This window comes from bacterium, from assembly GCA_035307765.1.
GTDB lineage: Bacteria > Sysuimicrobiota > Sysuimicrobiia > Sysuimicrobiales > Segetimicrobiaceae > Segetimicrobium.
In genome coordinates this window covers 154400-174944 of record DATGHU010000006.1, presented here as the reverse complement: position 1 = coordinate 174944, position 20545 = coordinate 154400, and the positions used below count along the sequence as shown (strand labels likewise).

The 20545-nt window shown below is 66.6% G+C and carries 19 protein-coding genes; 5 read left to right on the top strand and 14 right to left on the bottom strand.

The window, feature by feature from the left end; genetic code table 11:
* Positions 1-189 precede the first annotated feature (189 nt).
* The 3 genes from VKV57_02160 (at position 190) to VKV57_02150 (ending at position 4456) form a co-directional block, all read left to right on the top strand.
* The gene (locus VKV57_02160) at positions 190-867 is read left to right on the top strand and encodes a response regulator transcription factor (GenBank protein HLW58709.1); all 678 of its coding nucleotides are present in this window, start codon (positions 190-192) and stop codon (positions 865-867) included.
* Between the two features lie 248 nt (positions 868-1115).
* A complete protein-coding gene (locus tag VKV57_02155; GenBank protein ID HLW58708.1) occupies positions 1116-3887 on the top strand; it encodes a GNAT family N-acetyltransferase in 2772 nt (923 codons plus the stop codon).
* A gap of 185 nt (positions 3888-4072) precedes the next feature.
* Entirely contained in the window at positions 4073-4456 is a 384-nt protein-coding gene (locus tag VKV57_02150; GenBank protein ID HLW58707.1) for a RidA family protein, read from the top strand.
* A gap of 15 nt (positions 4457-4471) precedes the next feature.
* Here the strand turns inward: VKV57_02150 and VKV57_02145 are convergent, their stop codons facing one another.
* From VKV57_02145 to VKV57_02135, 3 genes are all read right to left on the bottom strand, one after another.
* Positions 4472-4936, bottom strand: coding sequence for a VOC family protein (locus VKV57_02145; GenBank protein HLW58706.1), 465 nt, complete (start codon positions 4934-4936; stop codon positions 4472-4474).
* A gap of 147 nt (positions 4937-5083) precedes the next feature.
* Positions 5084-6073 (bottom strand): LLM class flavin-dependent oxidoreductase, encoded by a 990-nt coding sequence (locus VKV57_02140; GenBank protein ID HLW58705.1) that lies wholly within the window; start codon positions 6071-6073, stop codon positions 5084-5086.
* Positions 6074-6128: 55 nt separating this feature from the next.
* Positions 6129-6491: a cupin domain-containing protein gene (locus tag VKV57_02135; protein HLW58704.1), complete on the bottom strand. Its 363-nt coding sequence runs from the start codon at positions 6489-6491 to the stop codon at positions 6129-6131.
* Between the two features lie 304 nt (positions 6492-6795).
* Here VKV57_02135 and VKV57_02130 point away from each other — a divergent pair, with 304 nt between their 5' ends.
* Both VKV57_02130 and VKV57_02125 read left to right on the top strand, forming a co-directional pair.
* Positions 6796-7908: an LLM class flavin-dependent oxidoreductase gene (locus VKV57_02130; protein HLW58703.1), complete on the top strand. Its 1113-nt coding sequence runs from the start codon at positions 6796-6798 to the stop codon at positions 7906-7908.
* 337 nt (positions 7909-8245) lie between these two features.
* Positions 8246-9355, top strand: a complete 1110-nt coding sequence (locus tag VKV57_02125) for a Xaa-Pro peptidase family protein (GenBank protein HLW58702.1) — start codon at positions 8246-8248, stop codon at positions 9353-9355.
* A gap of 93 nt (positions 9356-9448) precedes the next feature.
* On the opposite strand, the gene VKV57_02120 is transcribed toward VKV57_02125, so the two are convergent.
* The 11 genes from VKV57_02120 to VKV57_02070 all read right to left on the bottom strand — a co-directional run bounded on the left by VKV57_02120 (position 9449) and on the right by VKV57_02070 (position 20529).
* On the bottom strand, positions 9449-10435 hold the full coding sequence (locus VKV57_02120) for a succinylglutamate desuccinylase/aspartoacylase family protein (GenBank protein ID HLW58701.1): 987 nt from the start codon (positions 10433-10435) through the stop codon (positions 9449-9451).
* A gap of 37 nt (positions 10436-10472) precedes the next feature.
* A complete protein-coding gene (locus VKV57_02115; protein ID HLW58700.1) occupies positions 10473-11288 on the bottom strand; it encodes an ABC transporter permease in 816 nt (271 codons plus the stop codon).
* Positions 11288-12196 (bottom strand): ABC transporter permease, encoded by a 909-nt coding sequence (locus VKV57_02110; GenBank protein ID HLW58699.1) that lies wholly within the window; start codon positions 12194-12196, stop codon positions 11288-11290. Before VKV57_02110 ends, VKV57_02115 begins: the two co-directional genes overlap by 1 nt.
* Complete coding sequence (locus VKV57_02105; GenBank protein ID HLW58698.1) at positions 12193-13338, bottom strand: ABC transporter ATP-binding protein; 1146 nt, start codon at positions 13336-13338, stop codon at positions 12193-12195. The genes VKV57_02110 and VKV57_02105 overlap by 4 nt, the downstream gene beginning before the upstream one ends.
* A gap of 4 nt (positions 13339-13342) precedes the next feature.
* Positions 13343-14494, bottom strand: a complete 1152-nt coding sequence (locus VKV57_02100) for an extracellular solute-binding protein (protein ID HLW58697.1) — start codon at positions 14492-14494, stop codon at positions 13343-13345.
* A gap of 402 nt (positions 14495-14896) precedes the next feature.
* Entirely contained in the window at positions 14897-16078 is a 1182-nt protein-coding gene (locus tag VKV57_02095) for a Xaa-Pro peptidase family protein (GenBank protein HLW58696.1), read from the bottom strand.
* A gap of 143 nt (positions 16079-16221) precedes the next feature.
* Positions 16222-17148 carry a hypothetical protein gene (locus tag VKV57_02090; GenBank protein ID HLW58695.1) on the bottom strand — a complete coding sequence of 309 codons (927 nt, stop codon included), beginning with the start codon at positions 17146-17148 and terminating at the stop codon, positions 16222-16224.
* Positions 17126-18163, bottom strand: coding sequence for an LLM class flavin-dependent oxidoreductase (locus VKV57_02085; GenBank protein HLW58694.1), 1038 nt, complete (start codon positions 18161-18163; stop codon positions 17126-17128). The genes VKV57_02090 and VKV57_02085 overlap by 23 nt, the downstream gene beginning before the upstream one ends.
* Position 18164: 1 nt before the next feature.
* Positions 18165-18695, bottom strand: a complete 531-nt coding sequence (locus VKV57_02080; GenBank protein ID HLW58693.1) for a cupin domain-containing protein — start codon at positions 18693-18695, stop codon at positions 18165-18167.
* Positions 18696-18734: 39 nt separating this feature from the next.
* The gene (locus VKV57_02075) at positions 18735-19640 is read right to left on the bottom strand and encodes an ABC transporter permease (GenBank protein HLW58692.1); all 906 of its coding nucleotides are present in this window, start codon (positions 19638-19640) and stop codon (positions 18735-18737) included.
* Positions 19609-20529, bottom strand: a complete 921-nt coding sequence (locus tag VKV57_02070; GenBank protein ID HLW58691.1) for an ABC transporter permease — start codon at positions 20527-20529, stop codon at positions 19609-19611. Before VKV57_02070 ends, VKV57_02075 begins: the two co-directional genes overlap by 32 nt.
* Positions 20530-20545: the final 16 nt, after the last annotated feature.

Sequence of the window (20545 nt, the reverse complement as noted above, 5' to 3'; positions counted from 1 at the left end):
GACGGTAAATCGGGTGTCCACCTGATACGCCCCGGCGGTCCGGGATGGTAGGCTGGCGTATATCTAGGCGGCCGGGGCACCTCCCCGTGGGGGAATGAAACCGGGGTCGCTGGTCGCTCGGCCGACGCCCCTCTCTCCTCCTCGCCGGCGTCCGGCCGGTTGATGAGGCCGGATCCGAAGGGATTGATGATGACCGCTGAGGCCGTGAGGAAGACGGACAAGATCCGCGTGCTGCTCGCCGACGACCACGAAATCGTCCGTGAGGGTGTGAAGCGAATTCTGACGGCCGAGCCCGATCTTGAGGTCGTGGGAGAAGCAGAGGACGGCCAACAAGCCGTGGCGCTGGCGAAGACGCTGAAACCCGACGTGGCGGTCCTCGACATCAGCATGCCGACGCTCAACGGGATCGAGGCGACCAAGCAGATCAAGGCCGCGCTCCCTAACGTCCACACCATCGCGCTGACGATGTACGGGGACGACTCCTACGTCTTCCAGCTGCTGCAGGCCGGCGCTTCCGGCTACGTCCTGAAACGGGCGGCGGCCACCGACCTCGTTCAGGCCATTCGGGCCGCCAGCCGCGGGGAGACCTTTCTCTATCCGGCCGTGGCCACGGCGGTCGTGGCGGACTATCTGAAGCGGCTGGAAACAGGCGAAGGGCGGGAGACCTACGACGGTCTCACCGATCGGGAAAAGGAGATCCTCACCAAGGTCGCAGAGAGCGCCACGAACCAGGAGATCGCCCAGAGCCTCTTCATCAGCGTGAAAACCGTCCAGACCCACCGGGCGCACATCATGGAGAAGCTGAACCTCCATGACCGCACCATGCTGGTCAGGTACGCCATCCGGAAGGGCCTGATCGACCCGTAGAGCGTCCGGCGTCCCCCCCGTTCTCGCCCGCGCCTCCGCCTCTGCGCGCTCGTGGCCCGCATCCCCGCAACGGTCTCGGAGGCCCATCGAGCAGGAGGACGGCACGGGGCTTCACCCCGAACGGCCGCTCCCCCTGGCGCCGGCACGGGGATCAGGGCTTCGGGGGTGCGAAGGCGAATAGGACAAGGGCGGGAACTCCGGCCCGGACCTCCAGTCCGCACGTCGATCCGCGAAGGGACAACCGTCTCATGGGTGACGAGCCCGCCTCGTATCCCGGACATCGAGCCACCGACGTCGTCCTGCGCGACGGATCCACCGTCCACGTCCGGCCGATCCGGCCTGAAGACGAGGAGCGGCTCTTGGCCTTTCTCCGATCGCTCTCCGAGGCTTCGCGGGTGTTCCGGTTCTTCTCCCCGACCAAAGATCCCGCGCTGATCGACATGGCCCACCGCGAGACCCGGATCGACTACCGGCACCGGTTCGCGCTCGTCGCCACGACGGGCCCGGGGAACCGCATCGTCGGCCATGCCCTGTTCGCCGCGATGGGCGACGCCGACGCCGAGGTCGCATTCGCCGTCGCCAACGACTACCAAGGACGCGGACTCGGCACCATCCTGCTGGGGCACCTCGCGGAGATCGCCGCGTCGCTGGGCATCCATCAGTTCACCGCGTTCGTCATGCAGGGCAATACGGCGATGCTGGGAGTGTTTCGCGAATCGGGCTTTCCCGTCGTCGTGAAATTCGAATCGGGGGAATACACCGTCGCCTTTCCCACTTCACTGACGGAAGAGGCGTTGGCGCGCTTCGACCGGCGGGAGCAGATCGCGGCCACGGGAGCACTCGCCGCGTTCTTCCGGCCTCGAGGCGTCGCGGTGGTGGGCGCATCGCGTCGACGAGGCACGATCGGGGGGGAGGTGTTCCACAACCTCCTGAGCTACGAGTTTGCCGGGCCAGTCTACCCGGTCAACCCCGCGGCCGCCGTCGTCCAGAGCGTCCTGGCCTACCCGACGATTGAGGCCGTTCCCGGACCGGTCGACCTCGCCATCGTCGCCGTCCCCGCCGCGGACGTGGTCGAGATCGCGGAACAGTGCGCCCGCAAAGGGGTGCGGGCGCTGGTGGTGATCTCCGCCGGCTTCGCCGAACTCGGCGCGGAGGGGCGGGCGCGACAGGAAGAGCTCCTCCGCATCTGCCGGGCGTCCGGGATGCGCCTGATCGGCCCGAATTGCATGGGCATCACGAACACGGATCCCGCCGTGCGCCTAAACGCCACCTTCGCTCCCCACACCCCGCCGGCCGGGCGGGTGGGATTCTCATCCCAGAGCGGTGCCTTGGGGCTCGCGATCATCGACTACGCGAACTCTCTGGGGCTCGGGGTCTCGACCTTCGTCTCGGTCGGCAATAAAGCCGATATCTCCGGAAACGATCTGATCAACTATTGGGAGACGGACCCGCAGACCGATCTCATCCTGCTCTACCTGGAATCGTTCGGGAATCCGAGGAAGTTCTCGCGAATCGCCCGCCGGGTCGGGAGGGCCAAACCGATCGTCGTCGTCAAGAGCGGCCGCTCGCCGGCCGGCAGCCGGGCGACCTCCTCCCACACCGGGGCCCTGCTGGCCGCCTCCGACGTCACGGTGGACGCGCTGTTTCGTCAGGCCGGCGTGATCCGCACGGATACCCTTGAGGAATTGTTCGACGTGGCCTCGCTCCTCGCCCACCAGCCGCCGCCGAAAGGACGCCGGGTCGGCATCATCACCAACGGCGGCGGCCCGGGGATCCTCTGCGCGGATGCGTGCGAAGCGGAGGGGATGGAGATCCCCCTCCTCACCGACGGGACCCAGGCCCGCCTGCGCGCGGCGCTCGCCACGCAGGCCGCGGTTGGCAATCCGGTCGACATGATCGCCTCCGCGACCGCGGAACAGTACCGTCAGGCGATCCAGATCGCGGCAGAGGACCCGAATGTCGACGCGCTCATCGTCATCTTCGTCCCGCCTCTCGTGACGCGATCCGAGGACGTCGCCCGCGCGATCGTCGAGGGGGCCCGGGCTGTGGGCGGCGGCAAGCCCATCCTCACGGTCTTCATGTCGACGCGAGGGGTGCCCGAGGCCCTGAGGGCGGCAGACGTCCGGATCCCATCCTACGCGTTTCCCGAATCCGCGGCGATCGCCCTCGCCCGTGTGGCCCGACACGGCGAGTGGAGAACGCGGCCGCCGGAACCTCCACCCCGCTTCGAAGGGTTGAAGCGGACCGAAGCGTTCGCCATCGTGACCCGGGCGCTCGGCCGGGACGATCGATGGCTGACCCCCGAGGAGACACACGCCCTCCTCTCCTGCTACGGACTACCCGCGGCCGCCCAACGGGCGGTGCTGACGCCGGACGAGGTGGGTCGGGCGGCGGAGGACCTGGGGGGGGAGGTCGCCCTGAAGGCGATCCACCCCAACATCCTGCACAAGACCGATGCCGGAGCGGTCCAGTTGCATCTGCGCGGGGCGGAGGCGGCCCGGGCGGCGGCCAAGGAAATGGCGGACCGCCTCGCGGCCAGCGGGACCCCGCCGGCGGGATTCCTGGTCCAGGCGATGGCGCCCAAGGGCGTCGAGATGATCGTGGGGGTCGTGCACGACCCCCAGTTTGGCCCCATCGTCGCCTGCGGCGCCGGCGGCATCCTCGTGGAACTGCTCCGCGATGTCTCCATTCGGCTCACCCCCTTATCGGCGCCGGATGCGTCGGAGATGATCCGCGACCTGAGGACATACCCGCTGCTGACCGGCTTTCGCGGCCAGCCCAAGGCCAAGATCGCCGCGCTGGAGGACGCGCTGCTGCGGGTCGGCGTGATGGTCGAGGACCTTCCTCAGATCGCCGAACTCGACTGCAATCCCATCATCGTCCACCCGCTCGGCGCCGTCGTGGTCGACGCCCGGATACGCGTCGCGCCCGTTGAGCCGCCGTCGGTGCTGGCAAGACGTTGGGTGGAGGGATCATCCGTGCTCCCGCCGGGGGGGCCCCGGACGGATCAGCATGGATGAGCCCCACCGGCGATCCACGCCGGTGGGCGCGCGAAGGTGACGGCGCGCCCCGTCATCGAGCGTTCCGCGCGGAGGGAAGGAAACCCCATCGCGCCGAAAGTGGACACGGGCGGCGGCCAACATCACGCGGCAGCGGAGGCCGACGGCCGCCCGGCGATCGGCACGATCTCGACCGGAGGTGATCCATGGAGCGGAAGGCGATCTTTCCCCCCGGGCGGCCGGGTCCCAATCCCCCATTCTCTCCCGGGATTCGACTGGGCAACCTGCTCTTCACGGCGGGCCAAGTGGGGGCCGATGTGAACGGGAAGGTCCCCGCGGACATCGACGGGCAGACCCGCAACACGTTCGAGAACCTCAAAGCGGTTCTCGCCGCCGGTGGCTCGGGGCTCGACAAGGTGCTCAAGGCGACCGTCTACCTGACGGACATCAACGACTTCGCGGCGATGAACGCCGTGTACCGCTCGTACTTTACAGGAGACCTTCCCGCCCGCACCACCGTCGCGGTGGCCGCGCTGGCCAGGCCCGAACTGCACATCGAGATCGAGATGGTTGCGTACGTACCCGCCTGAGGCGGGACGGATCGGTCACGGGGAGGATCCGGAAGATGACCCGCCCGTGTCGGGGGCCCGTCCCTTTTCCATCAGTTGATATGAAATGCCGCCCGTGGTCTCTGCGATGGTCCACATGCTCAGGGTGTCGGCGCTACGCCGAGGCTCCGGCAAGGTCGTCCGCACGCCCAAGGGGCTGAGAGCGGCCAGCGCCGCGTGAAGCTTGTCCACCTCGACGGCGATGTGCTCGATGCGCGCCCGGGTGCCGGTCCCCAGCCGCTGGCGCCGGAGCTCTGGATCCCCGATCTCAAGCACTTCGATGGCAATGTCACCGCATGCGTAGAAGACGCCCCGAATCTTCCCGACGGGATTCTCTATCCTCCGGAGGACGGGAAGCCCGAAGATTTCCCCGAGCCAGTGGTGCGCTTCGGCGAGGCTCTCCACCACGACGCCGATGTGATCGATCTTTCGAAATTCCGCGCGATTGTCGTTTGGCATCATGGGGCTATCTTCTGTGGAGCCTCTCGATCGCCCTGCCCTTCCGGGATCTGCGGATGCTCGGTGGCAAATTCGAGGCCTGCGTTCTGGAGCGTGTGGCCGTGGCGTCCGACTCACCCTCGGGCACGCGCGGCCGGCGCCGTGAGCACGTTAGGCAAATTGAGGCATCACATGTTTTGCCAGGAGGTCGATCTGCCGGGGATCATCCGTCACCGGACCGAGCACGAGGTACTTGAGGCCGGCGGCCGCGAGATCGGCGATCCGGCCATTGATGTGGTCGAGGCTCCCGATCATGTAGCACTCCTGCAAATGCTCGTAGGACCGGTGTGTCCCCATGACCCGGAGAAACGCCCCCCGCGACTCCGCAAGCGCGCGGGCGTGATCGTTCGTCTCCACCAGGTGAATAAAGTTGCAGTGCCCGAACGTGATCCCCGCCGGGTCTTTTCCCGACGCTCGGGCGTGGGCTTGGATCTGCGTCCAATCGCGCTTCACCCACTCCTGAGTTCCGGAGCAGCGGGAGAACCAGTTGCCGTATTTCACGATTCGCGCGAGAACCGTCTTGGAAATGAACGGCACGTCGTGCTCGTGCGGGTCGGGGACTCGGGAACCTCCCGAAACCCAGATCTCGGGAAGCGCCGCCGGCCGGGGATCAATAGTCACGTCCTGAAACCGGTAGTACCGTCCCTGGAAACTGGCTTGGGGCTGGCTCAGGAGCAGGGTCACGGCCTCCAGGATCTCGTCCGTGCGGCGGCCCCGCTCCTCGATCCGAGACCCGGTGACTTCGAATTCTTGGGCGTGCCAGCCAGGGCCGATGCCGAAGACAAACCGCCCCCCGGACAGGTGGCAGAGGGTGGAGATCTCCTTGGCGAGGACGACGGGATGACGGATCGGGAGCACCAGAATGCCTGTCGCCAGTCGCACGTTCCGCGTCAGCGCTGCGGCGAAAGCCAGGGCGTTCAGGGGTTCGAGCCAGGCAACCCCATAGAGTCCCGGGGCGGCGAGGAGGTGATCAATGACCCAGATGTCCAGACCGTGCTCCTCGCACTTCGCGATGCTCTGCGTCAGGCGCCGAACGTGCTCAGGACGTGCATCCGCCCACGCGTACGTCGGAAGCCACATACCGAATCTGAGCCCGGGCATCTCCGTTTCCCTCCTTCAATCATGCGCCTCGAGCGTCCGTGGGTGTCGACGGTGCCTATTTTTTGAAGTATCGGAATTCCAACGTGACGCACCCCCGGGGCGTGCGGTACGGGCCGTGGCGCATCGCCGGGGGTCTGCACGCATACATGCCGGCCGCAAAGGTTTGGGCCTTGCCGAGGTCGATGAGCTCCCCCTCCAGAATCCACACCTCTTCCCAGAAGTCGTGCGCGAGAGTTCCCTTCGTCTCGACGCCGGGTTCAAACTTGAGCAGCCGAGTCACCTCTCCGGTGTCTCGGTCCTCGCTGAGAATCTTCTGGGTAATCCCGGGTCCCCCCGCCCCCGCGGTGGCCGATTCGGTCACCGGGAGCCAGGGTATGTGATCAGGCCTCACAAATTCCTGTTCGGCTTTCGGCATCATCGCCCTCCGTTCTGGGTATCTTCCTGGCCGGGCATGCGATAGTCCTCGGTGTGAATACCGGCGCCCGCACGCGGTATCCTGCTCGAACTGCGAGACGTCGAACACCGAACCCTACGGGCGCGACCCGGATGCCCCGCTCTTCCCCGGCAGGTGTCCTCCGTCCCGGCGGAACACGTTGAGATCGGCAGGTTCTCGCGAAAGCACATCCGCCCCCGGACAGGCAGGGCGGATGCGTTCTGGCTATACTGAGAGCGCAGGCCCGCGGTCGGCGAGACTTCCGTGATGAGCACCCGAGGAGGTCACCGTGAGCGTCAAGCTCGGTATGTTCACGATGCCATTCCATCACCCGAGTCGAGATTATGGCACCATTCTTGAGGAAGATCGCGAGGCCATAATCTGGGCCGACACACTTGATTTCGCGGAGGTCTTCGTCGGCGAGCATTTCACCTCGTGGAGCGAGCGGATCAGCTCGCCTCTGATGTTCCTGTCGACCTTGATCGACCGCACGCAGAAAATTTGCTTCGGCACGGGTGTCATCAATCTTCCGCAGACACATCCCCTCGTCGCCGCCGCACAGACCGCCATGTTCGATCACCTTTGCCGCGGGCGTTTCATCATGGGCATCGGTTCGGGGGGCTTGGGGAGCGACATGGAAGTGTTTGACCTCCCTCAGGCCGAAGCGCGCTCCCAGATGTTGCTCGAATCGATCGACATGGTGCAGAAGTTGTGGACCCAGGATCCCCCCTATGAAATCCCCGGGCGGTTCTGGCATCTCTCGCTCAAGGACAACATCTGGCCGGAATACAAAGTTGGATGGGGCCCGCGGCCGTACCAAGTTCCACACCCGCCGATCGCGCTGTCGCTCGTGACGCCCAACTCCCCCAGCGCCAAAATCGCCGGGGAGCGCGGGTGGATCCCGATCTCCGGCAACTTTTTCAATCAGCGGTATCTTCGAGGCCATTGGGAGCGATACGCAGAGGGCTGCGAGCAGGCGGGACGGCGCCCCGATCCGAGTGTCTGGCGGGTGGCTCGGTGCGTCCTCGTCACCGAGACGAACGCGCAGGCTGAGGACTATCTTGCCGACTCAACCAACGCACTGTCATACTACTACAGCTTCTTCAAGTACACTCTCAGTACCGTACGCAAGGCGCTGTTCATGATCAAGCCGACTCCCGATATGCCGGACGAAGAAGCGACAGTCGATGTGATCAAACACGCTCAAGTCATGGCGGGGACCCCCGACCGCGTGCTCGATCAATTGGTTGCGCTCCGCGATGACATCGGCCACTTCGGCACACTGCTGATCACCGGGCACGATTGGGATCAACCGATGCTTTGGCGGCGGTCGATGGAGCTTTTGGCAAAGGAAGTCATGCCGCGGTTCCAGGGACACGCGGATGCAACCCCACGGGCTTGACGCTGAGACGAGGGCTGCGCACAGATCTGGGCGAAATGATAGACCACCTCGAAAGGAGGCACGTCGTCCCCGGAACTGAGGCACGGCATCAGCGCACCGCGGGCAACGCACCCTGAGCCATGGAAATGGAAGACGTGCAGGCACGACCTCGCGATTGACCGTTTGCCAAACGTACCTGTCACGAGAGCCCGGAGTCCATGAAATCCCGGAGAATCCGGCAGGCCCGCGCCCAGGCGCCGGCCGTTGTTGGTCCGAGAGCTGTTTGAGCGCATGAATCGGCAGACGCGCGCGTCGGGAATCGAGGGTTGATCGAGAACCAATACAGGGAGGGATGGCGATGGTGAGCACGTGGCAGCAGGTCCAGGGAGAAGTGCGGCGAAGGCAGGCGCTGGCCGCCGTGGCGGCATCGCCGGAGAGTGTTCGGCACTTGGCCGGAGTGCACTTCGCCAGCCAGGTGATGATCCGGCGGCGGTTCGCCTTCGTCGTCATCCCGGCCACCGGAAACCCTGTGCTGCTCGTCCAGGCCGTCCTGGAAGAGACGGCGAGATCCAAAGGCGGCATTCCCGAGGTCGTCACCTACGTGACCGGGCCTGTGGAGGCTCTGGCCGGTCTGCTGAAACGCCGGGACATCCATCAGGGCACACTGCTCGTGGAGCTGGATTTTCTGCCCGCGGCCGATGCCCAACAACTCACGTCGCTGCTGCCCGAAGCGGGCGTTGAGGATGCCGGAGACCTCTTCCAGTCGAGCCGGCAGGTTCGGCTTCCCGCTGAAAGCCGACAGCACCGCCGGTACAGCCGGGCGGCCGAACGAGCCATTCAGATTGCGTTTTCGCTCGCGGCAGGGGGAAACGTCACCGAGCGGAGCGTGTACGGGCGCATGCAGGATGCCCTGTTGACCCTTGGCGAGGGGCTCATCCCGTTTCTCTCGCTTGCATCAGGACCGGAGCGCACGCTGGAAGTGCATGCGCACCCTACCGACCGCATGATCGGGCCGGGTGATTTGTTAAGGGTGGACATGGTCGGGTTCTTTTCCGGCGTGTACACCGACATGGCGCGGACGGTGGTGATCGGCGAAGCGACACCCGAGCAGCGGCAGCTCTATCGAAAGGTGCGCACGGTCCAAAAAGAGGTGATCGCATCCCTGCGCCCGGGCATGATCGCCGAAAAGGTGTACGAGCGGTTCCGGGAACTCGTGAAGTCGCACGGGCTCTCCTTCGCCTACCGCTACGTCGGGCACAGCACCGGCTACGGTGTCGTGGAGGATCCGGTGCTGACACCCGGGGTCACTGCTCCGCTGCTGCCCGGCATGGTCCTGTGCGTCGAGGTGATGGACCGGGTCCCGGGACTCGGCGCGATCCATTTGGAAGATATGCTGCTGCTCACGGAGCGTGGCCCCGAGGTATGGACCGACATCATGGCCGCGGACGAGCTGCCGGAAATGACATGACCCGCGCCGGCCGAGCGCGTGCCGGGCGCCTTGGTCCATCGGCGCCCGGAGAAAACGAGAGGAGTCCGGTCCGGTGGGACCCGGCGCAGGAGCTCAGGTCCCGAAGACAAACGCGATGCTGTCGCCGCTCACCGCCGTGCGGTTCCCTGTGACCGGATAGGTCACCACCCATCCATCAATCGGACTCAGGATCGCTTCCACCTCATCACCAAAAACGTCGTACAGCACGGCCACCGAGTCGTGGCGCTTGACCGCGGCGCCCAGCGGCTTGAGCGGGCGGACGAGGCCTCCCCGCTGGCAGGTGAGGTAGTGGCGATTGGTCAGCCGCCCGGGAATCACCTGCACCTCGGTCTGAGGCTCTCTCGGGCCGTCGATCATCTTGACGAACCTCATGACATTCAAGACCCCGGTCACCCCGGCGCGAACCGAAGGCTCCTCCCACACGTAGCCGCCGGACAGTTCGATCGTCAGCGCGGGCTTCCCGGCGGCCAGCGCGGCATCCTGCAACATCCCGCTGAGACCGGTCTGGCCGATCTGCCCAACGGCGATGGTGATGCCAAATGCCTCGGCGAGGTCCCATTGCGCGTCCCAGGCCGCTCCCGAGCCACCGGTGCGGACAATATTGAAACTCACCGCGCCGATCGCGTTGGAGTGGATGTCCAGCACCACATCCGCAGCGGCCACCCCGTTGGCGAAGAGATCGTGGGCAATTCGTTCCGTCAGCGTCCCGCTGGGATTGCCGGGGAACACCCGGTTGATGTTGACGCCGTCGTGGAAGGTGAACCGAGACGAGGTCATGTAGGCGACGGGATGCTGCACCGGTGCCGCCACGACCGTCCCCCGCAGTTTTTTGGGATCCAATCGCTCCCGGACGAGGCGCCGGATGACCTCACACCCTGGAATCTCATCGCCGTGCACCGTCGAGCCCACCCAAAGGACCGGCCCCGGCTCGGCGCCGTGGACGACCATCAAGGGAATGCGAACCCGCGAACCATCGCGCAGGTAGGCACTCTCGATGTACCCCCTTCCCATTGTCCCCCGCGGCACGTTGGCGGTCCCGATCTCGAAAGACTCGGCCATGATCTGCGCCTCCCGATGGAGCGATGTCTCCTTGCCGTTACCGTCTCTGAATCAGCTTCCGATAATCTTGGGTCTTGAGGAGTGAGACCGCGATGAGCACGAGCACCACCGTGAACCCAATCAGCACGGCAGAGATCGCCGCCAATGTTGGGTCCTGGTAGTTTTGCTCGTAGTTGAACATGGCGATCGGCAGGGTGTTATTCCGCGGGCGGGTGAGAAACAGGGAGACCTCGACCTGATCAAAGGACGTCACAAAGGCGAATAACGCGCTGACGATGAGGCCCGGGCGGATGGATGGAATCGTCACCTTGAAGAAGGTGAGCACTGGGTTGGCGCCGAGATCCATCGCGGCTTCTTCGTAGTCCCGCCCCGACGTCTGAAGGCTGGCGGCGACGATCGAGACGACAAACGGCAGTCCCAAAAGCGCGTGCCCCAGGATCAAGCCGGAGAGCGTCCCGTAGAGCCCGATCCGAATGTACAAGAGGAACAACGCCGCCCCGAACACGATCGCCGGCACGATCAGCGGGAGCAGCAGGAAGGACTGGGTGAGCTCCCGGGTAGTGAATCGGTACCGCACGAGCCCGTACGCGGCCAACGTCCCCAGGATCACGGATAAGACGACGGCGCCGAACGCCACCACCAGCGAATTGCTGAGCCCGCTCCTGAACTCGGGTACCTGGAACAGCGCATTCACGTACCAATGCAGGGTGACCCCCGTAAAGGGGAACATCCCATACGTCGAGGGGTTGACGGAGTCGATGATCACCAGGGCGAGTGGAGCGAGCATGTACACGCCCACCATGCCCAGGAAGCACCAGAGCCCCACCGTTAGGGCGTCGCGGCGGTCGGACATCAGCTCCGTCCTTCGGCGATCGCGACAGATTGTCGAAAGAGGAGGTTTGAGGCCAGGATAATCATCCAGACGAGCCCGATGAGGGCAATCGCCTCCACCGCGGCCAGCGGCCAGTTCAGATCCGAGATGTTCTCATAAATAAGGAGAGGAAGCACCTGGACACGGCCCCCGCCCAAGAGCTGGGGGGTGACATACGCATTCATCGCCAGGACAAACGTCAACTGGGCCCCCGCGTACAGCCCAGGAAACGAGAGCGGCCACGTGATTCGGAGAAAGGTCCGGACACGGTTGGCGCCCAGGTCCGCCGCTGCCTCCCGCAGGGCCGGATCCATCCGCAGCAAGACGCTGAGGATCGGGAACACGGTGAACGGCAGGAGAACGTGCACGAGCGCGATGGTCACCCCGGTAACGTTGAAAATCAACCGAACCGGGGCTGTCGCGAGATGCAGGCTCTGGAGCGCCCAGTTCACGAGGCCACCACGGGAGAGAATAATCAGCCAGCCATACGCGCGGACGATGCCGCTGGTCAAGAGCGGCGAGAAGATGAGGATGTAGGCGACGATGACCCACCCCGGGTTGCGGATCTTGGTGATGGCGTATGCCGTCGGATACCCGATCACCAGGCAGATGGCCGTGGTGATGACCGCAAGCCGAATCTCCTGCCAGACGACATTCGCGTAGAACGGATCCCCGAAGAACCGGCGATAGGCCTCAAAGGTGAGAATGGGTTGAACCTGGGTCCCCGTAAAGTGAAACGCGCTGTTGACCAGGAGGATCAGCAGGGCGGTAACCAGGAGCGCCAGAATAAAGACGACCGCCGGGCCGATCAGCCCGGGCACCACAAGCGCCTCCCCCCAGCGCCGCCGGGGACGCTCTCCCGGCCGCTCTGAAACGGCCCGGAGGTTCACGCCGTCAGCACCACACAATCATGCCGGCGCCAGGCGACGATGATCGATTCGCCCCGTTCCATGAGCCGGCGCCCGTCGGAGTGCACCTGGACCATCATGGGTTGGTCGAAGGGGGTCAGCAGCCGATATTCGATGAACGCGCCTTTGAAGGTGATATCTCGCACCCTTGCCGGATACCTGTTCTCGCACGCGTCGAGGTCAGACTGGGACTCGGCGGCGGCGACGACGCGCACCCGCTCCGGACGAACACAAACATATACGGTTGTTCCAGGCGCGGCGGCGGTGTTCGGGGGAGCCACGAAGGCTTGCCCGGACGCGGAGACCGTGGTGTGATCCTGAGCCCGCTCCTCCACCTGTCCCTCAAAGAGGTTGCTCTCGCCGAGGAACGTGGCGACGAACCGCGTCCGGGGCAGTTCGTAGACCTCCCGGCCCGTCCCGACCTGCTCGACGGTTCCGTCATGCATCACGGCGATCCGATCGGACATGGTCAGGGCCTCGGTCTGATCGTGGGTCACATAAATGAAGGTCGTGCCCACGCGGTGCTGGATCTCCTTGAGCTCGACCTGCATCTGCACTCGAAGGCGGAGGTCCAGCGCGCCAAGCGGTTCGTCAAGCAGGAGCACCGCAGGTTCGTTGACGAGGGCGCGGGCAATCGCCACGCGCTGCTTCTGGCCGCCGCTGAGCTGGTGGACCCGGCGTGTCCCGAAGCCTCCCAGGTCGACGAGGTCGAGGATCCGGTGCACTTTCTGCCGGATCGGTCCTCGGTCAAGCCTTTTCAGCCGCAGGCCGAACGCGATGTTGTCGTAGACGTCCAGGTGAGGAAACAACGCCAAGTGTTGAAAAATGAGGTTCGTGTCCCGGCGATAGGGGGGAATATCGTTCGCCCGGCGCTGCTTTAAAAAGATCTCCCCCGCGGTGGGTCTCTCGAACCCACTGATCATCCGCAGGATTGTGGTTTTGCCGCACCCGCTGGGGCCGAGGAGCGAGAAGAACTCGTTCTCCCGGATGTCGAGAGAAACATCTCGGACCGCCTCGACTCTGCCGTAGCGCTTGCTGATGTGCCGCAGCTCAACGGCGTGACCGAGCGACGGCTCCTCGCTCTCCCGTGCCCCCATGGCGGCCCCGACTATCCCGTCGGGCATCGTCTCACATCTTGGCCTTGACCTCGCGGTCCCAACGCTGCTTCCACGCGTTGTTTTGTTCATTCACCGTGGCCCAATCCGGCTGGATCGCGTGCTCGATCGCGCTCGGCTGGAACACGGCTTCGTGCTGAAGTTTCGACTCGAGGGTAACACCGGTGACCGCCGGCACCGTGGCGGTGAGGTTGCAGTAGCGCCCGATGACCGGTTTGGACAGGTACGTGTTGATCACTTCAGAAGCCGCGTCCACTTGATCCGGAGTGGACCCTTTGATGATGTTGAAGTAATAGGTGAACGCGATCATCCCCTCTTTCGGAACGGTATAGGCGAACGGCCCGTTGCCGCCCGGGGCTTCTTCGTTCCAGGTGATGGCGAAACTCGTGAAGTACGGGGCGATCAGGGCTTCCCCACGCGCCAACGCATCCTTGACCTGTTCGTTGGTCGTAAACATGGCCAGGAACTGGCCATCTCGGGCCGCTTTGCTGAATTTTTCGAATGTGTCGTCGATGCGCTTGGCGTCGCCGCCGTTCGCATGCGCCACACCGAGCAGCCCGTTGAAGCCCCAGGCGTAGTCGAAGAGCATGACCTTCCCCTTGAATCGAGGAGCAAAGATGTCATTCCAGCTCGTGGGTGGTTCTTTGACCAGCGTCTTGTTGTAGAGAATCCCGACCCCGCTGAGGCCCCACCCAACCCCCGTGTCCGCCTTCCGGCGATAGTTGGGGTAGACGCCCGCGATGTTGGGGATCTTCTTGGGATCGAGGCCGAGCCACACACCATCTCGTTCCCCTTTGGTCTGCGCATCCACGTTGAAAAACCCAAAGTTGATCAGGGGCTTGTTCGGATCGACCTGCCGCTGGGCGATGATTTTCGGGTAGGTAATGGCATTGGTGCCCTCGTACAGTTCGATGCTCACATTCGCATGGGCTTTTTCGTAGGAGGTCTTGACCTCTCGCGGAACGACCCCCTGTCCGCCGCCGATCCAGATGAACTCAGTCAATTGAACCTTTCGCCCGCCTGCCACCGGTGTCTGTGCGACGGCCGGGGACGCCGCGGACAGGATACCCCCTCCCAACGACGCCAGGCCGAGTGCCGTCCCCGTCCTCGCGGTCTTCCGCAACAACTCCCGCCGTGACAGTTTCTCGCCCACTGAGTCGCGCATCGGTTGCCTCCTCTCCTCAAGCGCTTGATCTGCCTGAACACACCCGGTCCACGCTGGCATCGTGCCACACCGTCCTCGAGCGGCATGCCTCCGAATCCAATCGCCTAGTAGGGTACCTCAACGTCGACGACCATCCCTTCCTCCACATCGATCGGCGGGGAAAATCCGAAGAGCCTCCCCTCCTGCTGCATCGCCGGCTGTCGGCCGCATCGCGATCGCTGGTTCGATGCGCGAAACCCCTCGACCGCGGTGGTGGTCTCGACGGCCCCCCTCCCACCCGTTCGGCTCCTTCCGGGTTCGATGCGTCGCCATCACACCCGCCCCGCCACCTCCACGGGCTCCGCCGGGGCCTCACCCGAGATGCACTCACTCGACCAACGCCATCTTCATCTGCCGCCGCGCCTAAGACCAGGTCAGGACCGGGGAACTGGTCAGCCGCTCGAACCCCGTGCCGGTGATCACGAGCGTATCCTCGACCACCGCGGTGCCCAAGCCGTCGACGACGACCATCGGTTCGTACGCCACGGTCATCCGCGGACGAAGTTCGGCGGTATTGCCGGCAAGGAGCCCGGGCACCTCGATCACGGACATCCCGATGCCGTGGCCGAATCCGCCCGCGCAGTAGTACCGTTCGTAGGGCGTTCCCCGAACGACCTTGAGCAGCGCCTGAGAGACGTCATCGATCGTCCGGCCCGGCCGCATCACCTGGAGCCCCGCGTGGTAGAGCTCGAGGCCGATCTGCAGGACGTCCCGCGCCGTGCCGGTCGCGGGTCCCACCACCGTGCACCGGCTGGTGTCCGACATGTAGCCGTCGCAGGCGGCCCCCAGATCGACGAACACCATCTCGCCGTCGATGAGCGCCCTCCGCCGGGGCCTCCCGTGCTTCAGTCCCGCCGCGACCCCGCCCACGACGCACGTGGCAAACGCCTCGCGGGCGCCCTGCGCGTGGAGGCGCTGGACCCCAGCCGCCGCCACCGCGGTCTCCTCCACCCCCGCCCGCAGCGTCTCGAAGATTGCGGCCATCCCGAGATCGGCGATGCTCCCCGCCTGCCGCATTTTCGCGATCTCCTCGTCGCTCTTCGCCAAGCGCACGGACGCCAGCAGCGGATCCGCCGGCCGCAGCCTCGGCAGCCGGGAGGCGAGCGCCGCGTATAGCGGGTACGGCAGGTGGGCGCTTCCCACCAGACCGACGTGGCGCGCATCGCGGGCGGCGTCGGCCGCGAGGGCGGCCACCTCGTCGACCGAGCCTCCGTAAACCGGGCCCAGGGCAACGCGGACGTCGGGGACCCGGCACGTCCAGATCATCGAATGCATCGGCTCCCCGTGGAGCACGGAATCGGTCGCCACCGTCATCCGTCCATCGGCCCGTAGGACGACGAACGCATTGCCGAAGGCCGGGACGTAATTCGTGAGATAGGTGACCGCAGAAGGGGCGGCCGCGCTCGCGTAGACGCAGAGTGCATCCAGCCCTTCGCGCTGCATCCCCGCGCAGAGCACCGCGACCCGGCGATCGTATTCCGCATCGCTGAACGCTGGGACGAGGTAGGGCTTCCGGGCCTCTAGATCATACGCCAGGCGGGGCATCGTGATCCCTCCGTTGCCGACGTGTGCGTCGAAGACATCGGACCCTCCCCGAAGCACGCCGTTCGACGGCCAACCCCGCCGTCAGACGATCGGCGGCGCGCTGCGGTGATGCTCGAAATCCTGAAGCGCCCGCCGCCGCATGCTCAGGACCCCCCCCGCGCCGGAACCGGGGTGAACAGCTCGTCGAGGGCGAGCGTGTGCTCCAAAAACCCCTGCTCGACCTGATACCGCATCAGCTGCTCGAGGGCCCGGCGGTTCGCCGCGTCGAGGTCGTAGGGGAAGGGATCGCCGAGCAGCGCCTCCTGTTCTTCGAGGGCGGCGCGCCCCCAGACCAGGCTCGTCGCGTGGGGTTGGCGGAAGTGCTGGGCGCCGAGCGCCTTCGCCCGCACAAACGCCTCGAACAACTCCTCCGGCAGCGACGGCCGCGCCGCGACCGCGTCGGCCTGGATCGCCACCGTGTGCATGATGGGGTAGACGCCGGTGCGCGCCCACAGATCGCGCTCCACGGGGGCGAACGCGGGAAAGAGGCGCGCCACGCGGCCCCCCTCGAACGCCTGCGGGACGTCGGGCGAGATCACCGCGTCCATCCCCCCCGCGGCCAGCGAGTCCCACAAGTCGGCGCCCGGCCGGTCCTCCACCCGAAGGGGCGAACCGTGCGGCATGATCTCGCGCCCGGCGCGCACCCAGGTGACGCTGCCCATCGGCAGGCCGAAGTGATGGTGCAGGTCCCCTCGGGCCTGCACCGACATCGTGAACTGGAGGCTGTAGACTCCCACCCGCCCCCCGACCAGCTGCGCCGGAGCGGTGATCCCCCGGCGTACGTAGACGCAGGAAGGGCTGAACAATCGCCGCGGGAAGACGGGGATCGCCGTGAGCGAGGCGCCCTGCGAGCGGGCCATAATGTAGGAGGCCATCGACAGTTCCGCGGCGTCGTAGGCGCGCTCGAGCAGCATCCGCTCGTGGCGGGGCCCCGACCCGATGACGATGGGACGGACATCGGGCACCGCGACGCGGCCGTCAATCAGACCGCGGGTCCGATCGTACTCCTCAAGCGCGAGTGTGATCGGCATGGTCCCGGAGGGCGGGCATCAGTCGGGTGAGCGCGGCCTCGAGCTGGCGCATCGGCTCGTAGGTGGCGAAGCGGATGATCGGCAGGGTGCACCCCGCATCGACGAACCGGCCGATCCGCTCGGTGACCTCATCGACCGTGCCGGTGACCAGGCGCCAATGCAGGTACTCATCGGGGAACCGGCCGCCGTGGTAGTGCTCGTAGAAGCGGCGCGCCTCCTCGAACGCGGCCGCCGGCCGGGGGTTCACGTTGACGTAGAAGTGGATCATCGAGGTGGTGGGACCGGGGGATCGTCCCATGTCCTGCGCGTACCCCCGGATGCGACTCCAGCGCGCCCCGAACTCCTCGGGGGTGCTCATCTCGACCTGCCACCCGTCCGCGCACCGCGCCACCCGCCTGAGCGCGCGCGTGATGATCGCCTCGTCGGCGTACGGCGGCTGCGGGTTGCTGGCGACGGCGATGGGACACGGGCGCTGGACCGGCGTCACGTTGAGGGCCACATCGCGAAACCGGTAGTGCCGTCCCTCGTGGGTGACCGGCTCCCCGGTCCACAGCCGCCGGAGGATCTCCATCCCCTCCACCAGCCGCCCCGCCCGCTCCTCCACCGTCACCTGCATCGCCGCGAACTCCACGTCCCACTTCGCCCCGCTCGGCGAGCGATGCCCGGACTTGGTGTTGGGGCCGCCCCCCATGCACGCGACGAGGTAGGCCCGGCCCCCGCTGATCTGATCGAGCGCCGCCCATTGGTTGGCCAGGACGATGGGGTGGCGGAAGATGAAACTGGCGAGGCAGGACGTGCCCAGCAGCACCCGCCGGGTTCGCCCGGCGGCCGCGGCGAGGAGGACGATCGCATCCAGCCGGGGTTTCGCCACGAGGCTGTCCCCCGTAAAGACGGCGTCGAACACCGCGGACCGATCGGCGATCTCCGCCATCGCCAGGAGGTCGGCTGGGCTTCCGGCGTCCAGCACCACGCCACGATTCGGCAGGCTCAGCCCCCAGCGGACCCCGGACGCCATCTTACGCCCTCGCCGCCCGGGCGCGCCGGCGCCGCGCCCGGCGCTTCCCGGCCGCCTTCGGCGCCGCCGTCCGCTGGACGAAGCTCGTGATCCCCAAATGGTTGAGCAGCGGCCAGTTCGCCACGAACAGCAGCCGCGCCGGCCGCTTCGGATCGTCGTTGACGTGCCGGTGCTCCACGAACGGCGGCACGTACAACCCATCCCCCGTGCGCCACGCCACCGTCCGGCCGTCGTGCACGTCGTGCCCGCGCCCGTCGAGGACGTACGCGACGGCCTCGAAGTTGTGATGGTGGGTGCCCGTGGCCGCACCCGGTGGGATCTCCCGGATGAACATGGCCAGGTTCCGCGACGCAAACCCGGTGACCGAGTCCACGATGTACGCGCTCCGGCCGTGCAGGTTGTCCTCCCAGCGCAGGCTTCGTGGGTGGATCACCCGCTTGCGCGCGCGCCGCCGGACCTCCGCGGCCGCCCGCACGTAGTGGATGTCCTGCACGAACGCGTCGAGTGCGCCCGACGTCCGACGTTTCGCCATCGATCTCCCCCGCGGAATGGCGTGTCTCCCCCGCCCCGGTCAGGCGGTGCGGCGGCGCAGTTTGGGATCCGCCCACTCGGCGATCGCCTCGCCGAGCAGGTTGAACGACAGCACGGTCACCGACAGCACGGCGGCGGGGACGACGACCAGGTACGGATGACTCTGCAGCGACTGGAAGCTCTCGCTGATCATCAGCCCCCAGCTCGGCCGGGGCGGCTGCACCCCGATCCCGATGAAGCTCAGCGTCGCCTCGGTGAGGACGATCGCGCTGACGTCCAGCGTGGCGCGGGCCGCCAGCAGATGCACCACGTTGGGCACCAGATGCCTGACCAGCATCCGCGCCGGCGGCGCACCGAGCGCCCGGGCGGCCTCGATGTAATCACGTTCCCGCAGCGCGACGACCTCGCTTCGAATCGTCCGCGCCATCCCCGGCCACGCCGTCATGGTCAGCGCCAGCACGATGTTGACGAGACTCGGACCGAAGATGCCGGTGACGAGGACGGCCAGCAGCAGGGAAGGAAAGGCGATCAGCAGGTCGACGATCCGCATCATCGCGGCGTCGAGGCGCCCGCCGTAGAAACCCGCCACGGTGCCCCAGGTGACGCCGAGCACGGACTCGGCGGCGACGGCGGCACACCCGACGGCGAGCGAGACCCGGCCCCCGTAGAGGATGCGCGTCAGCAGATCCCGCCCGTACTGATCGGTCCCCAGCACCCACCGTCCGGCCCCCGGCCCGCTGAACGTGTGGTCCAGGTCCTGGTGATCGTACGCGTACCCCGTCAGGCGCGCGCCTCCCACCGTCGCCAGGACGAGCAGCAGCAGAAACGCCGCGGCGCACCCCGCGGGCCAGTCGCGGCTGAGCGCCCGCAGGATGCCGGACCGCCGTGGGGCGCGGGACGGGACGACCGGGACGTCAATACCGAACGCGTGGGTTGAGGGCGGCATAGGAGAGATCGACGGCCAGGTTGATCACGACGAACAGCGTGGTGTAGACCAGGACGGCCGTCTGGATGACGGCGTAGTCCCGCTGCAGGATGGCGTCGACGGCGACGCGCGCCATGCCCGGGATGTTGAACACCACCTCCACCACGAACGCCCCGGTGATCGCGTACCCGAACGCCATGCCCACCGTCGTCACGATCGGGATCGCGGCGTTCCGGAGGACGTGCCGCAGCAGCACGGCCCCCGTCCGCAGGCCTTTGCTCCTGGCGGTTCGGACGTAGTCCTCGGTCATCACCTGGCGCACGCTGACCCGGCTGATGCGCGTGATGTACGCGAGCGGCGGGATGGCGAGGACGACCACGGGAAGCACGTAGGCCTGCGGGGTACCCCACCCCGCGACGGGGAGGAGCCGCCAGCGTAGCGCGAAGAGGAGGACCAGGAGCGCGGCGGTCACAAAACTCGGCACCGACAGCCCGGCGATCACCCCCACCTGGATCAGGCGGTCGAGCGGCGACCGCGGAAACACGGCCGCGGAGACGCCGAGCGTCACGCCGAGGAGGGTGGCGAGCAGCACGGCGAGCGCCGCGAGGCGGACGCTGGTCGGAAGCGTCTGACGCACGATGTCGCGCACGTGGCGCGCGGGGTTGACGTACGAAACGCCGAAGTCAAAGGCGGCCGCGCGGACGACGTACGCGGCGAACTGCGCGGCGAGCGGCCGGTCCAGGCCGAGATCGTGGCGCATCTGGGCGGCGGTCGCCGGGGTGTAGTGGTCCCCCAACAGCACCTGCACGGGGTCGCCCGGCGCGTAGTGGCCGGCGAGGAAGATCAGCAGGGCGGCGCCGAGCAGCAGCGGCACCGTGAGCGCGATCCGGGTGGTGAGGAAGCCGATCACGGCCGTCCGCCCCCGC

Excerpts from the sequence above, each read along its gene's own strand:
- VKV57_02160 (HLW58709.1), top strand. The coding sequence starts at position 190 with ATGACCGCTGAGGCCGTGAGGAAGACGGACAAGATCCGCGTGCTGCTC.
- VKV57_02155 (HLW58708.1), top strand. The coding sequence starts at position 1,116 with ATGGGTGACGAGCCCGCCTCGTATCCCGGACATCGAGCCACCGACGTC.
- VKV57_02150 (HLW58707.1), top strand. The coding sequence starts at position 4,073 with ATGGAGCGGAAGGCGATCTTTCCCCCCGGGCGGCCGGGTCCCAATCCC.
- VKV57_02145 (HLW58706.1), bottom strand. The coding sequence starts at position 4,936 with ATGATGCCAAACGACAATCGCGCGGAATTTCGAAAGATCGATCACATC.
- VKV57_02140 (HLW58705.1), bottom strand. The coding sequence starts at position 6,073 with ATGCCCGGGCTCAGATTCGGTATGTGGCTTCCGACGTACGCGTGGGCG.
- VKV57_02135 (HLW58704.1), bottom strand. The coding sequence starts at position 6,491 with ATGATGCCGAAAGCCGAACAGGAATTTGTGAGGCCTGATCACATACCC.
- VKV57_02125 (HLW58702.1), top strand. The coding sequence starts at position 8,246 with ATGGTGAGCACGTGGCAGCAGGTCCAGGGAGAAGTGCGGCGAAGGCAG.
- VKV57_02120 (HLW58701.1), bottom strand. The coding sequence starts at position 10,435 with ATGGCCGAGTCTTTCGAGATCGGGACCGCCAACGTGCCGCGGGGGACA.
- VKV57_02115 (HLW58700.1), bottom strand. The coding sequence starts at position 11,288 with ATGTCCGACCGCCGCGACGCCCTAACGGTGGGGCTCTGGTGCTTCCTG.
- VKV57_02105 (HLW58698.1), bottom strand. The coding sequence starts at position 13,338 with ATGCCCGACGGGATAGTCGGGGCCGCCATGGGGGCACGGGAGAGCGAG.
- VKV57_02100 (HLW58697.1), bottom strand. The coding sequence starts at position 14,494 with ATGCGCGACTCAGTGGGCGAGAAACTGTCACGGCGGGAGTTGTTGCGG.
- VKV57_02095 (HLW58696.1), bottom strand. The coding sequence starts at position 16,078 with ATGCCCCGCCTGGCGTATGATCTAGAGGCCCGGAAGCCCTACCTCGTC.
- VKV57_02090 (HLW58695.1), bottom strand. The coding sequence starts at position 17,148 with ATGCCGATCACACTCGCGCTTGAGGAGTACGATCGGACCCGCGGTCTG.
- VKV57_02085 (HLW58694.1), bottom strand. The coding sequence starts at position 18,163 with ATGGCGTCCGGGGTCCGCTGGGGGCTGAGCCTGCCGAATCGTGGCGTG.
- VKV57_02080 (HLW58693.1), bottom strand. The coding sequence starts at position 18,695 with ATGGCGAAACGTCGGACGTCGGGCGCACTCGACGCGTTCGTGCAGGAC.
- VKV57_02075 (HLW58692.1), bottom strand. The coding sequence starts at position 19,640 with ATGCCGCCCTCAACCCACGCGTTCGGTATTGACGTCCCGGTCGTCCCG.